Origin of the sequence: Streptomyces sp. NPDC001068 (genome assembly GCF_042897315.1) — a bacterium.
In the GTDB taxonomy this organism is placed as follows: Bacteria; Actinomycetota; Actinomycetes; order Streptomycetales; family Streptomycetaceae; genus Streptomyces.
In genome coordinates this window covers 536,092-549,643 of the sequence record NZ_JBIAYD010000006.1, presented here as the reverse complement: position 1 = coordinate 549,643, position 13,552 = coordinate 536,092, and the positions used below count along the sequence as shown (strand labels likewise).

General features: G+C 71.9%; 12 protein-coding genes. 5 read left to right on the top strand and 7 right to left on the bottom strand.

Going from position 1 to position 13,552, the window contains the following annotated elements:
- Positions 1-90 precede the first annotated feature (90 nt).
- Entirely contained in the window at positions 91-285 is a 195-nt protein-coding gene (locus tag ACFY3I_RS20100) for a hypothetical protein (RefSeq protein ID WP_054231893.1), read from the bottom strand.
- A gap of 462 nt (positions 286-747) precedes the next feature.
- Between ACFY3I_RS20100 and ACFY3I_RS20095 the strand changes: the two genes are divergently transcribed.
- Entirely contained in the window at positions 748-1,887 is a 1,140-nt protein-coding gene (locus tag ACFY3I_RS20095) for an acyltransferase family protein (RefSeq protein ID WP_390861757.1), read from the top strand.
- A 20-nt stretch (positions 1,888-1,907) separates the two neighbouring features.
- On the opposite strand, the gene ACFY3I_RS20090 is transcribed toward ACFY3I_RS20095, so the two are convergent.
- A complete protein-coding gene (locus ACFY3I_RS20090; protein WP_390861756.1) occupies positions 1,908-2,360 on the bottom strand; it encodes an HD domain-containing protein in 453 nt (150 codons plus the stop codon).
- Positions 2,361-2,658: 298 nt separating this feature from the next.
- Positions 2,659-3,822 carry a PP2C family protein-serine/threonine phosphatase gene (locus ACFY3I_RS20085; protein ID WP_365288893.1) on the bottom strand — a complete coding sequence of 388 codons (1,164 nt, stop codon included), beginning with the start codon at positions 3,820-3,822 and terminating at the stop codon, positions 2,659-2,661.
- Between the two features lie 175 nt (positions 3,823-3,997).
- On the opposite strand from ACFY3I_RS20085, the gene ACFY3I_RS20080 reads away from it, so the two are divergent.
- On the top strand, positions 3,998-5,239 hold the full coding sequence (locus ACFY3I_RS20080) for a GNAT family N-acetyltransferase (protein WP_390861754.1): 1,242 nt from the start codon (positions 3,998-4,000) through the stop codon (positions 5,237-5,239).
- 43 nt (positions 5,240-5,282) lie between these two features.
- Here the strand turns inward: ACFY3I_RS20080 and ACFY3I_RS20075 are convergent, their stop codons facing one another.
- Complete coding sequence (locus ACFY3I_RS20075; RefSeq protein ID WP_390861753.1) at positions 5,283-6,086, bottom strand: Fpg/Nei family DNA glycosylase; 804 nt, start codon at positions 6,084-6,086, stop codon at positions 5,283-5,285.
- Positions 6,087-6,299: 213 nt separating this feature from the next.
- On the bottom strand, positions 6,300-6,785 hold the full coding sequence (locus tag ACFY3I_RS20070) for a ribose-5-phosphate isomerase (RefSeq protein WP_365288896.1): 486 nt from the start codon (positions 6,783-6,785) through the stop codon (positions 6,300-6,302).
- A 205-nt stretch (positions 6,786-6,990) separates the two neighbouring features.
- On the opposite strand from ACFY3I_RS20070, the gene ACFY3I_RS20065 reads away from it, so the two are divergent.
- Entirely contained in the window at positions 6,991-8,469 is a 1,479-nt protein-coding gene (locus ACFY3I_RS20065; protein ID WP_390861752.1) for an amino acid permease, read from the top strand.
- A gap of 12 nt (positions 8,470-8,481) precedes the next feature.
- Here ACFY3I_RS20065 and ACFY3I_RS20060 read toward each other — a convergent pair whose 3' ends face one another.
- Positions 8,482-10,188, bottom strand: a complete 1,707-nt coding sequence (locus ACFY3I_RS20060) for a protein kinase (protein WP_390861789.1) — start codon at positions 10,186-10,188, stop codon at positions 8,482-8,484.
- Positions 10,189-10,572: 384 nt separating this feature from the next.
- On the opposite strand from ACFY3I_RS20060, the gene ACFY3I_RS20055 reads away from it, so the two are divergent.
- Positions 10,573-11,268: an LPXTG cell wall anchor domain-containing protein gene (locus ACFY3I_RS20055; protein ID WP_390861751.1), complete on the top strand. Its 696-nt coding sequence runs from the start codon at positions 10,573-10,575 to the stop codon at positions 11,266-11,268.
- A gap of 68 nt (positions 11,269-11,336) precedes the next feature.
- Here ACFY3I_RS20055 and ACFY3I_RS20050 read toward each other — a convergent pair whose 3' ends face one another.
- On the bottom strand, positions 11,337-11,921 hold the full coding sequence (locus ACFY3I_RS20050; protein ID WP_390861750.1) for a biotin transporter BioY: 585 nt from the start codon (positions 11,919-11,921) through the stop codon (positions 11,337-11,339).
- A gap of 443 nt (positions 11,922-12,364) precedes the next feature.
- Here ACFY3I_RS20050 and ACFY3I_RS20045 point away from each other — a divergent pair, with 443 nt between their 5' ends.
- Positions 12,365-13,549, top strand: coding sequence for an ROK family protein (locus ACFY3I_RS20045; protein ID WP_390861749.1), 1,185 nt, complete (start codon positions 12,365-12,367; stop codon positions 13,547-13,549).
- The last annotated feature ends 3 nt before the right edge of the window (positions 13,550-13,552 follow it).

The following is a 13,552-nucleotide window of genomic DNA, read 5'->3' as shown; positions in this document are numbered from 1 at the left end:
GCGGAACCACGTCCCGGGTTTTCGTAGCGCGGTCGCCCTCGCACGCCACGGGCACGCGCCCGCGCACGCCCGCGCGCCATGGGAGCGCGGTCAGAAGCTGATCGAGTTGATGGTCTGGGCTATCGAGTCGAGGAAGCGCTGGATGGAGGGGGCCATCCCCGTCGACGCGAGGAAGAAGCCGAACAGGACGGCGACGATCGCGGGGCCTGCCTTGATGCTCCCCCCTCTGATCAGCACTACCAGGATGATCGCCAACAGCAGCACCACAGACAGTGAAATGGCCACAACTGATCACGCCCTCGGTCGGTTCCGCTCTCCCGGCCCGGGGGTACTGCCCCGCACCCCCGCCAGAACCATCGTGCCACCAACCCGGCCGCACTATGCGGCCCGTGACACAACGTCGACAACTCACCGCCCACCGGCCCCCGGCCGCACGGTAATTCGAATCTCCAAGCGGCCGTGGATCCAGGGCAATTGGCAGACTTGGTTTCGGTGTCCACACAACGCGCGCGCAGCCAATTCGAATTATTGACACAGGCACCACAAGACGAGGTCACAAGCTGGCGTTATGCCCCAATTCGTCGGTATGAATACGGACATCAAGGGTGTAAATGGCCCATGAAACCGCATGAGCACAGGAGTCGACCCGGCTAAATGAACCGGCGGTTCACAGGCAGTCACCGCGGATATCAGGCATTCACGTCGAGGGTTTTACGAAATCCCACAGGCGACGCTAGGGTGCCTCAGATGTTTGCCGCCGCCACGTCCCCCGGCCAGAACCCCGCACCGCGTCCCCCGGCCCGGCCGCCGGCGGACAGACAGCGCGACGCGTTCTTCGACAACGCGAAGTACCTGGCGATCGTGCTCGTCGCGATGGGGCACTCCTGGGAGCCGCTGAAGGGCGACAGCCGCGTCCTGGAGGCGGTGTACTGCGTCGTCTACGCCTTCCACATGCCGGCGTTCATCGTCATCTCCGGCTACTTCTCCCGGAACTTCGACACGCGTCCGGACCGGCTGAAGCGCCTGATCACCGGCGTCGTGGTGCCGTACGTCCTGTTCGAGACCGGCTACTCGCTGTTCGAGCGGTACGTCAACGACTCCCCCGGTCAGGACATCAGCCTGCTCGACCCCTGGTACCTGACCTGGTTCCTGTGCGCGCTGTTCGTCTGGCGGCTGACCACGCCGATCTGGCGGGCGGTCCGCCATCCGCTGCCGGTCGCCTTCGTCATCGCGATGCTGGCGTCCGTGTCCCCCAGCATCGGTGACGACCTGGACCTGCAGCGGGTCCTGCAGTTCCTGCCGTACTTCGTGCTCGGTCTGTGCCTGCGGCCCGAGCACTTCCGACTGGTGCGCCGGTGGCCGGTGCGGATCGCCGCGGTGCCGGTGTTCGCCTTCGCGCTGGTGTTCTCCTGGTGGTCGGTGCCGCGGATGAACACCGCGTGGTTCTACCACCGGGACTCCGCGCAGGAGCTGGGTGTGCCGTGGTGGTGCGGGCCGGTGATGGTGCTCGCGATGTTCGGCTGCTCGATGCTGCTGACGGCCGGCTTCCTGTCCTGGGTACCGGGACGCCGGATGTGGTTCACGGCCATGGGCGCGGGCACGCTGTACGGCTACCTGCTGCACGGTTTCGTCGTGAAGTACGCCGACCACGCGGGCTGGTTCGACCCCCGGTGGCTGCACGGCCCGCTCGGCGAGATCCTCGTCACCGCGGTCGCGGGTGCCACCGTCACACTGCTGTGCTCGGCGCCCGTCCGGCGGGTGTTCCGGTTCGCCATGGAGCCGAGGATGGCCTGGGCGTTCCGGCAGGACGCGGCCGAACTGGCGCGCGGACGGCAGAGCGCCGAGGGCCGGGAGGACCGCGAAGGCCGGGAGATGGCCAAGGTCTGATTCCGCCCGCGCGGTTCCGCCTACGCGGGGAGACCGAGGAGGGCGCGCATCCGCGCGTACTTCTCGGTCAGCCGTTTCCGGGTGTCCTCGTCGAGTACGGCGAGCCGGCCGGGGTCGGCGTTGTGCGCGAGGTCGGCCTGTTTGACCAGGAGGGCGCCCGGGGTGTCGAGGATGCGGCGGGCGTAGTCCTCGGGGGGCTCGCCCGGGCGCCTGGTGACGGCGAGGACGATGGCCCGGGTGCGGGCGCTCAGGGGCGCCGCGGCCAGCCGGTCCTCCGTGAGGACGTCATCCTCGACGGCGTCGTGCAGCCAGGCGGCGGCGATCTGGTCGGGGTCACCGCCGCGGGCGCGGACACCTTCGGCGACGGCGGCGAGATGCTCGGCGTAGGGCCGCCCGGCCTTGTCGGTCTGCGCGGCGTGCGCGGCTCGGGCGAGCTCCTCGACTTCGGGGAGGGGCAGCGGGGTCCGGGTCATGGTGCGAGTATCGCGTAGCGGGTGCGGAGCGTGCCGCTCACCGGCGCCCGCGGCGGACCCCCGCTCCCGACCGCGCCTCCTGGGGAACAGCGCCTTCCGGGAACGCCGGGAGCAGCACCCGTCACAGGCTTCGGGAGCGACACCCGTCACAGGTTTCCGGAGCAGCACCCTTAAGGGGCGCGGGGAACTGCGCGACGAGCCCCCACCGGCGTGCGGCCGGACACGGGACCTCAGCCGGACACCACGAGGCACCGCGCAGCGGCCGCGTATCGGCCGCCGATCCGGTACTACCGGCCTTCTACCTCGCCGCCTCGCGGCAGATCAGCAGCAGCGCCCTGTCGTCGTTGACGTCCTTCGCGACCGCCTCGATCAGGTGCCAGGCCGCCCCGTGGAAGCCGCCGGCGACATAGCGGTCGGCCTCCCCCGTCAGCCGGTCGATGCCCTCCACGATGTCCCGGTCCGACGTCTCCACCAGGCCGTCCGTGAAGAGCATCAGCACGTCGCCGGGGCGCAGCGAGCCCTTGACCGAGTCGAACTGCGCGCCGTCGTAGACGCCCAGCAGGGGCCCTTCCGCGGCCTTCTCCTCCCAGCGGCCGCTGCCCGCGCTGAGCTGGAGGCCCGGCGGGTGGCCGGCGGAGTAGAGCTCGTAGTCGCCGGAGTCCAGGTCGAGGACCAGGTGGATCGAGGTGGCGAAGCCCTCGTCCCAGTCCTGGCGCAGGAGGTATCCGTTGGCGGCGGTGAGGAAGGCGTGCGGGGGCAGGGAGCCGAGGAGGCCGCCGAACGCGCCGGACAGCAGCAGGGCGCGGGAGGCCGCGTCCATGCCCTTGCCGGAGACGTCGGTGAGGACGACCTCCATGGTGCGGCCGTTGTTCGTGCGGGCGGCGACCACGAAGTCGCCGGAGAAGGACTGTCCGCCGGCCGGCCGCAGCGCCATCTCGCGGTGCCAGCCCGGCGGCAGCTTGGGCAGCTTGCTCTGCACCCGGATGCGTTCGCGCAGGTCGAAGAGCATGGTGCCGCCGCGTCGCCAGGGCACGCCGACCCGGCTGCGGAACTGGGCGGTCAGGAGGCCGAAGAAACCGCAGGCCGCCACGACCAGCACCACGCCCGGGGTGACCCGGGAGGGGCCCTCGGTGTAGGGGCCGAGCCGGACCGACTCCACGATCAGTGCCGTGGCCCCCGCCGCGTACAGGCCGAGCAGGCTCGCCGGGCGCAGCAGCAGGCCGCCCGCGACGATCGGCAGGACCAGGGAGGCCGGCGAGAACCACACCGAGTTGGCGAGGGTCATGGCCGCCAGTACGGGGACGGTGAGCAGGAGGCCGGCGAGCGCGATCCAGTCCGAGCCGTCGCCGCGGAAGTAGTCCACGGCGCTTCTGCGCAGCCCGACGCGGACCCGGTGCCACTGCATCCTGCACCGGGCCGTGAAGGTCTCGGCCTTCCCGCGCCGCTCTCCGTCTACTGCCATCAGTTCGGGACCCTATCCATCGGACCGGCCGCTCGGCACGGGAGGTCCCACTTGTCCCCCGTCCGGGGTTCGCCTTCGGGTGCGACTTCACAGTGAACTTCACCGGAGGCCCCCGCGTCGCCGTCCGGGAGAAATTCGCTGGCCCGTACCGCATCGCCCCTGGTACGCATGGCGCATGGCGAGCGACCGTACGACCGAGCTGAAGGTGCTGCGTGCCGAGGAGTTCGACGGGTGGTGGGACCACCTGATCCGGGCCTTCGGCGGCGGTTCGACGTCGTCCGAGGAGCGTGAACTGGACCGCTCCCTCACCGAGTTCGAGCGTTCGCTCGCCGTCTGGGACGGGACCGACCTGGTCGGGACGGGCGGGGCGTTCAGTTTCCGGATGACCGTGCCGGGCGGCGCCGTACTGCCCGTGGCGGGCGTCACCATGGTGAGCGTGTCCGCGACGCACCGGCGGCGCGGGGTGCTGACCGCGATGATGCGCCGCCAGCTCGACGACGTGCGGGAGCGGGGCGAGGTGCTGGCCGCGCTGACCGCCTCCGAGCCGGCGATCTACGGCCGCTTCGGGTACGACCTGGCCGTCCAGCAGTTGCAGGCCGAGATCGACACGAGCCGGGTGACGCTGGCCGTGCCGGCCGGCACCGACGACGTGCGGCTGCGGTACGCCGCGCCCGCCGACGTGCTCGACGCGTGCGAGGCCGTGTACACGGAGCTGGTGCCGTCGCGGCCCGGGATGCTGGCCCGGCAGCCCGGCTGGGAGCGGGCGGCCCTGGTGGACCCGGAGAGCGACCGGGGCGGGGCGTCGGCGCTGCAGTGCGTGGTCGCCGAGCGGGACGGGCGGGTCACCGGGTACGCCCGGTTCCGTACCAAGCTCGGCTGGTCGCCGAGCGGGCACGACGGCACGGTGACGCTGGAGTCCCTGGCCGCGCTGGACCCGGCGAGCGACGCGGCGCTGTGGCGGTTCCTGTTCGGCATCGACCTGATGTCGAAGCTGACCATGCGGGGGCGGCCGGTCGACGACGCCTGGCAGTACCTGGTCTCCGACATCCGGCGGTGTCTGACACGGGTGCGGGACATGGGATACCTGCGTCTCGTCGACGTCGGCGGGGCGCTCGCGGCGCGGACCTACCAGGCGCCGGTGGACGTGGTGCTGGACGTGGACGACGCCTTCTGCCCGTGGAACACGGGGCGTTGGCGGCTGACCGGCGACGCCAAGGGCGCGTCCTGCGAGCGTACGACGGACCCGGCCGAACTCGCCCTGTCCGTGCGGGAGCTGGCGGCCGCGTACCTCGGCGGTGTCCCGCTGCGGTCGCTGGCGCGGGCCGGCCGGGTGCGGGAGCTGCGGCCGGGCGCGCTGGCGGAGGCGTCGACGGCGTTCGGCTCGGCGGCGCTGCCGTGGCTGCCGCACGGCTTCTGAGGTCCGCCCCCCGGTCCCCGGCGGATCGGCCCCCGGGGCCTGCTCAGCGGCTCTGGCAGCGGGGGCACCAGAAGAGGTTGCGGGCGGCCAGGCCCGCGGTCGCGATCTGCGTCCCGCAGACGTGGCAGGGCAGGGTGGCCCGGCGGTAGACGTACACCTCGCCGCCGTGGTCGTCCACGCGCGGCGGGCGGCCCATCGCCTGCGGGGTGTGCTCGGGCCGGACGGTGTCGATCCGGTTGTTGCGGACGCCCTCGCGCATGAGCCCGACGAGATCGGCCCACACGGCGTCCCACTCGGCCGTGGTGATCCCCCGGCCCTCGCGGTAGGGGTCGATGCCGTGCCGGAACAGCACTTCGGCGCGGTAGACGTTGCCGACGCCCGCGACGACCTTCTGGTCCATCAGGAGCGCGGCGACGGTCGTACGGCTGCGGGAGATCTTTCGGTACGCGGCGTCCGGGTCGGCGTCGGCGCGGAGCGGATCGGGGCCGAGCCGGGCGTGGACGGCGTCCTTCTCCGCGTCGGTGATCAGGGCGCAGGTGGTGGGGCCGCGCAGGTCGACGTAGGCGGTGGTGTCGGCGAGGCGGAGCCGGACGGTGTCGGTGGCCGGGGGCGCGGGGGCGTCGCCGAAGGTGACCTTGCCGAACAGCCCGAGGTGGATGTGGACCCAGTCGCCGTCGCGGAAGCCCAGGAAGAGGTGCTTGCCGTGCGCCTCGGTACGGACGAGGGGGGCGCCGTCGATGAGTTGGGCGGCGTCGGAGAACTTGCCCTGCGGGCTGCTGGCCCGCACCGGCCCGGTGAGCCGTCGGTAGTCCAGCGCGAGCCGGTGGATCGTGTGCCCTTCCGGCACGAAGCCCTTCCTTTCCTGCGGCGCCCCTCGCCGGGCGCCGGGGTCGCCTCCGGCCGAGGGCCGGGAGTGACCCGCGCGAGCGGTCCCCGGTCCGCGGCCGGCGGGTGGCGCCGTCGCCTGCCTGCGCCGTGTGCGTGTGCGTGTGCCGTCCGGCTCCGGCCCGCCAGTGCCCGGCGCCGCTTCTCGGCCCGCCGAGCCGGGCGGGCGGGCGCCCTACGGCTGCGGGTGGTGGGCCGGGATCGGCGGGAGGGTGCCCGTGGTCTCGTACTCGCTGAGCATCTCGATGCGCCGGATGTGCCGCTCGCCCTGCGAGAACGGCGTGTTCAGGAAGGTCTCGACGAACTTCGTCGCCTCCTCCTGCGTGTGCATCCGCGCCCCGACCGCGACGACGTTCGCGTCGTTGTGCTGCCGGCCGAGCGAGGCGGTCTCCTCGCTCCAGGCGAGCGCCGCGCGCACGCCCTTCACCTTGTTCGCGGCGATCTGCTCACCGTTGCCGGAGCCGCCGATCACGATGCCGAGGGACTCGGGGTCCGCCGCCGTCCGCTCGGCCGCGCGGAGGCAGAAGGGCGGGTAGTCGTCCTGGGCGTCGTAGATGTGGGGGCCGCAGTCGACGGGGTCGTGGCCCGCCGCCTTCAGCCACTCGACGAGGTGGTTCTTGAGTTCGAAGCCCGCATGGTCGGAGCCGAGATACACGCGCATGGCACGAGTGTGACACGGCCGTTGATCCGCGGCAGTACGGGGGCCACACCCCCGGGAAGTGTGAGTAACCCTACAGAACCTCAGGAAAACCTCAAGTAACGATCTGGATTCAAAGGTTCAGGAATTCCTTCGCCTCCGTTTCACTGGACCAACTCGTACGCCGCTCGTACGGGACCCCCCATTCACGGCGCAAAGGAATTCCCCCATGACTTCGCAGCCGACCACGACTGCCCCGCCCCCGGCCGGTGATCCCGGCGACGGCAACGGTCTGCACGCAGGACTCAAGAACCGCCACCTGTCGATGATCGCCATCGGCGGTGTCATCGGCGCCGGTCTCTTCGTCGGTTCCAGCTCGGGTATCGCCACCGCGGGACCCGGCATCCTCCTGTCGTACGCACTCGTCGGCACGCTCGTCGTCCTCGTGATGCGGATGCTCGGCGAGATGTCCGCCGCCAATCCGACCTCCGGTTCGTTCTCCGCGCACGCCGACCGCGCGCTCGGCCGCTGGGCCGGTTTCTCCATCGGCTGGCTGTACTGGTTCTTCTGGGTCGTGGTGCTGGCGGTCGAGGCGACCGCCGGCGCCAAGATCCTGGAGGGCTGGATCCCGGCCGTGCCCCAGTGGGGCTGGGCGCTCATCGTGATGGTGGTGCTGACCGCCACCAACCTGGTCTCGGTCGGCTCCTACGGAGAGTTCGAGTTCTGGTTCGCCGGGATCAAGGTCGTCGCGATCGGCGCGTTCATCGTCGTCGGACTGCTGGCGGTCTTCGGTGTGCTGCCCGGCGTCCACACGGACAAGGCGAGCTTCGCCAACCTCACCGACCACGGCGGATTCCTGCCCAACGGGCCCGGCGCCATCCTCACCGGCGTCCTGCTGGTCGTCTTCTCCTTCATGGGCAGCGAGATCGCCACGCTGGCGGCCGGCGAGTCCGAGAACCCGCAGCGCGCGGTCACCAAGTCGACCAACAGCATCATCTGGCGGATCGGCGTCTTCTACCTCGGCTCGATCCTCATCGTCATCGCGCTGCTGCCGTGGAACGATCCGTCGATCAAGGAGAAGGGCTCGTACGTCGCCGCCCTCGACTCCCTCGGCATCGCGCACGCCGGCGAGATCATGAACTTCATCGTGCTGACCTCGGTGCTGTCCTGTCTCAACTCCGGCCTGTACACGGCCTCCCGGATGGCGTTCTCGCTCGGCCGGCGCGGCGACGCGCCGAAGGCGTTCGCCCGGACCACCTCCCGCGGTGTGCCGATGGCCGCGATCGTCGCGTCCGTCGTCTTCGGCTTCGTGGCCGTCTTCTTCAACTACCGGTTCCCGGACTCGGTCTTCCTCTTCCTCGTCAACTCCTCCGGCGCGGTCGCCCTGTTCGTCTGGCTGGTCATCTGCTTCTCGCAGCTGCGCATGCGGAAGATCATCCAGGCCGAGGCGCCGGAGAAGCTCGTCGTGAAGATGTGGCTGTACCCGTACCTGACCTGGGCGACGGCCGGTCTGATCGTGTTCGTCCTCGGTTACATGCTGACCGACACGGAGGGCGAGAGCAGCGGCCGTACGACCGTGCTGCTGTCGCTGCTCGTCGCGGCGCTCGTGATCGCCGTCGCGCTGGTGAAGCAGAAGCTCGCGGGCAACCGTGCGGCCGCGGCCGTCGCGGAGGCCGGTGAGCCCGCCGACCGGGTGTCCGTCGGCTGAGCCGTCCGCCGCTCACAGCAGGGTGAAGTCCTCCTTCACCTGCTCGTAGGTCCGCACGGCCTGGGCTTCGACCGCCGGCTGGTACCAGGTGTTGATCTGGTACGACTTCCCGTCGGCGTCGAAGCCCAGCAGCCGCGCGTGCCAGCGGACGCCCTTGAGGGTGAAGGTGTACTCCCAGACCACCGCCGGATGGCCGCGGAACTCCGTCTCCGCCAGCCGGATCTTGCTGTAGTCCCGGCCCTGGTGGGCGCTGCGTTCTGAGGCACTCCAGCTGTCCATGAGGTCGCCGCGGGCCAGCGACGACTTGGCGACGAGTTCCTGGCCGCCGTCGGGCGAGGTGTAGTGCACCTCGGCGCCGGTCTTCACGTCCCTGCGCCAGCCCTTCGGGGTCACCCAGGCGAAGCCGCCGGCCTCCTCGTGGGCGCCGGGCGGGAGGGAGCGGGGACGGACGGTGCCCTCCACGGTGGGCGCCGATGTGGTGGGCGCCGACGTGGTGGGCGTGGCGGTCGTGGCGGTACCTGCCGCCCTGTCGCCGCCGCCCGTCGTGGTGAGCAGCACGGCGAGGGCGGTGGCCACGGCCGCGGTTCCCAGTACGGCAAGGACGGTCGTGGGTCCGGGGGCGCTGCGGCGGCGGGGCGCCGCGGGTTCGTGGTGGCTCGTCGCGCCGTTCCCCGCGCCCCTGCCGGGGCGCTTCGGCTCGGGGTGTCGTGACGCGAGGCCCGTCCCGGGGCGTGTCGGCAGGGTCGGGCCCGCCGGACTGCCGGGCGGACTCTCCGAGCCGGTCTCGGAGCGTTCCGTCGCCGTCTCCGTCGAGGCACTCGTCGGTGGGGATGTCCGTACCTGCGTCGGCCGCGGCCGCGGGCGTTCGTCCTCGGGTTCCGGAACACCCGGCTTCGTCAGGTCCACGTACGTCGGAGCCGGAGGCTCCTCCGGAGGCGGGGCCTGGTACGTCACCGTCGGGGTCCGGGGCGGGTACGCCACCGGCCGCAGGGTCTCCTCGACCTCCGCGAGGCCGGGGCGCGCGGCCGGCTCCTTCGCCAGCAGCGCTGCCAGCAGCTCGGACAACGGGCCCGCCGCGGCCGGGAGTTCGGGCTCCTCGTAGAGGACCGCGTGCAGGGTGGCCAGGGTCGTGCCGCGGGCGAAGGGCGAGTGGCCGCCGAGGGCCGCGCACAGGGTCGCGCCGAGCGACCAGACGTCGGACGGCGGGCCCTGGGGGCGCCCGGAGACCCGCTCGGGTGCCATGTAGTCGGGCGAGCCGACGAGCATGCCCGCCATGGTGAGCGCCTTGGCGTCCTGGATCGCCGCGATGCCGAAGTCGGTGAGGACCACCCGTCCGGCGGTGCTCTCGACGAGTACGTTCCCGGGTTTGATGTCGCGGTGCAGCACTCCCTGGACGTGCACCTGCCGCAGCGCCGCGACCAGGCCGAGACCGATCCGGGCGGCGGCGCGCGGACTCAGCGCCCCCTCCTCCGCCATGATCCACTCGAGGGAGCGGCCGTTGACCAGCTCCATGACGATCCACAGGCGTTCGCCCTCGTCGACGACGTCGTAGACCCGTACGACGTTGGGGTGGTCGATCCTGGCGGTGGCCCTGGCCTCGCGCAGGGTGCGTTCGCGGCGGGTGCGGGTGTCCTCGGCGTCGAGACCGTCTATCCGCATCTCCTTGACGGCGACCAGCCGGTCGAGCGTCTCGTCGGCGGCCCGCCACACCCGCCCCATTCCCCCCTGGCCGATACTCTCGGCCAGCCGGTAGCGACCGGTCACCAGCAGCCCCGGGGCACCGCCCGGCCCCGCGCCCACGGAACCCCCTCGCCCAACGGGATTCCCTGCACCATCTGAATTCCCCGGACTCCCTGAATTCTCCCGACTCCCTGAATTCCCCGGACTCCCTGAATTCCCCGGACTCCCTGAATTCCCCGGACTCCCTGAATTCCCCGGCAATTCGTCGCACCCCCTCAACGACCGCCTCTACTGACACACAATGGTCACACTTACGGCCGTACCAGCATAGTGCGGAGAAATCTTGTGGTACCTCTTCAAGTGGCCGCGAATTCAGGTGCGGTCCAGGGGGTTGCAAGGGGGACGAACATGAGTTCTCGTCGTATGGCAGTCGTCACGGGATCGCTGGTCGCGGCATCTTTCTCGGCCGTGATGATCCTCCCGTCCGCGGCTGCCGCCGATGACCAGGGACCGGCGAGCGGCAAGGGGGGAAAGGCGGTCGAGGCCGCTCCCGCGGGCGTGAAACCGACGACCACGCTGCCCGCGAGGATCTCGGTCGACAACAGTTCGCGGAAAACGGCGATCACCGCCACCGTCAAGAACGAAGGAACCAAGGAAAGTGCCGACATCAGGCTTTTGGTGGTCGGTTTCGACGGCCTGAAGGTCACCGGCGTGCGGGGCTGCGACGCCGTCGCGGCGAAGGATCTGCCGGCCGGTTCGAACAGCGCCTTCAGTTGCCCGGTCGGCGCGCTCGGCGCGGGCAGGTCGAAGTCGTACCCGGTGGAGGCCACGTTCGACCTGGGCAGGACCGGGAAGATCTGCCTGCCCGTGCAGAGCGCGGACGGGAAGAAGACCTTCTGGCAGCAGGGCCCGGTGCCGTTCGGGACGACGAACCCGTCGCCGAACGCCCCGGCCACCCCGCTGCTGCTCGGCACCGACAACAAGCCGGTGGGGCCGGGCGGCGACCAGTTGCCGAAGACCGGCGCGGAACCTGACGTACTGCCGCTCGGCGCGGCCGGCGCGGCGCTCGTGGCGGCCGGGGCGGCGGGCGTGTGGTGGTCGCGGCGCCGGGCGCACTGAGCGGGACGCAACGGGGAAGGGGCCCGGGGCGCGTGCGCGCCCCGGGCCCCTTCGCGGCTCCGGTCCCGTCAGTTCCTGCCGGCGAGCTTCCAGGCGGCCGGCAGAGCGCCCATCGCCAGGGCCGCCTTCACCACGTCGCCGATCAGGAACGGGGTGAGGCCGGCGGCGATCGCCGCGGACGCGGACAGGTGGGCGGCGTAGGCCAGGTACGGCACGCCGATCGCGTAGATGATCGCCTCGCCGAGCAGCATCGTGCCCGCCATCCGCAGCACGTCGCGGTCGGCGCCGCGCCGGGCCAGGGACCCGACGACGGCGGAGGCGAGCATCATGCCGAGGACGTAGCCGAAGGAGACGGAGACACCGGAGGTGCCGCTCGCGAACCACGGCACGCCCGCGAGGCCCGCCAGCGCGTACAGCGTGAGGGAGAGCAGGCCGCGGCGGGCGCCGAGGGCGGTGCCGACGAGCAGGGCCGCGAAGGTCTGGCCGGTCACCGGCACCGGCGAACCCGGCACCGGGACGGCGATCTGGGCGGCGAGGCCGGTGAGCGCGGCGCCGCCGGCCACGAGGGCGACGTCGCGCACCCGGGACACGGGCAGGAGGTCGGCGAGGACGGTGCCGGTGCGGGTCGACGCGGCTGCGGTGGCGGTGCTCATGGGGACTCCGCTGGGTGAGGGTGGGCGGACGGGCAGGGGACACCGTGACGCTATCCCGGGCCGCCTGAGCCGAACACGTCAGCGATCGACAAAGGGCGGAACGGACAGTTGGTGGGCTCCCCACAAAGAGTGCCTGCTACACGCGATTCGGGGTGACGCCGATCACTGAGGCAGAGATGTTTCAGTCACGTCAACGGCGTTGAACGGGTCTGTGGAGTTCTGCCAAGCGAATCCCAGTGGTCTGGTGGGATTCCGGGTTGTCGGCCTACGCTCTCGCCCATGGCCGCCCAGTCCCGGAACCTCACGTCGCGTCGCTATGTCGACCTGCGACGGCAAGGGGCTGCCACCTGTCGCCGTCCGGCCTGAGGCCGCGCCGCGGGGACCCGCCCCGGCGCGCCTCGTCCGCCCAGACGTGTCGGCCCCCGTTCCCGAGGACGGATCCCATGCCCCGTACCGCGGCACCCCCGCTCATCTCTCCCCCCGGCGACCGCCGTCGGGCCAGCGCCAGCGTGGTCCTGCGGTCGGTCCTCGAGCACGGACCGGTGGCCCGCTCCACCATCGCCCGGCTCACCGGGCTCTCCCCGGCCTCCGTCACCGACTACTGCGCCCGCTTCACCCGACTCGGCCTGATCCGGGAGGCACGGGCGCCGCACCGGGCCGGCGGGGTGGGCCGGCCGCACGTCCCGGTCGACGTGGACGACTCGCGGTTCGTGGTCGGCGGGGTGCACGTGGCCGTGCCGTACACCACGGTCGCCCTGCTCGACCTGCGCGGCCGGGTGCTCGTGCGACGGGAGTTGAAGCACCGGGACACCGAGCCGCGCGGGGTGCTGGAGCGGGCCGCCGCCGCGCTGACCGCGCTGCTCGACGCGGTACCGGGCAGCCGGCCGCTGGGCGTCGGGGTCGCGGTCGGCGGCTGGGTGGACCGGGACTCCGGGACCGTCGTCGAGCACCCGCTGCTGGGCTGGCGCGAGGTTCCGGTGCGCGAACTGCTCGGCGCGGACACCGGACTGCCGGTCCACGTGGACGGTCACGCCCGGGCGCTGGTCAACGGGGAGCGCCTGTTCGGGCGGGCCCGGGCCGGTCACAGCCTGCTGCACCTGTTCGTCGGGAACGTGGTCGACGCGGCCTTCGCCACCGGCGACGAGGTGCACCACGGCCCGCGCTCGCAGGCCGGCACGATCGCCCATCTCCCGGTGCCCGGCGGCACCGAGCGGTGCGACTGCGGGCGCACCGGCTGTCTCCAGGCGGAGCTGGGCGAGCGGACGCTGGTACGGCGGGCGCGCGCGGCCGGGGTCGTCGACGGCGGCGATCCGATGGACGTCCTCGCGGCGGCCGGCGCCGGTGACCCGGTGGCGGCGGAGCTGCTGCGGGAACGGGCGCGGCTGACCGGACGGGCGGCGGGGCTGCTGCTGGACGTGCTCAACCCGGAGAGCGTGGTGGTCACCGAGGTGGGCGTGCTGTACCGCGAGGACTGTCTGGCCGCGCTGCGCGAGGCGGTCGGGCCCGGCCGGGCCGAGGTGGTCGCACCGACCAGTTTCGGCGACCGGGTGCTGGCGGTGGCGGGCGGCTCGGTGGTCCTCGACGTGCTGTACCGGGACCCGCTGAACGCGTCACCACGGATTATTTAATTC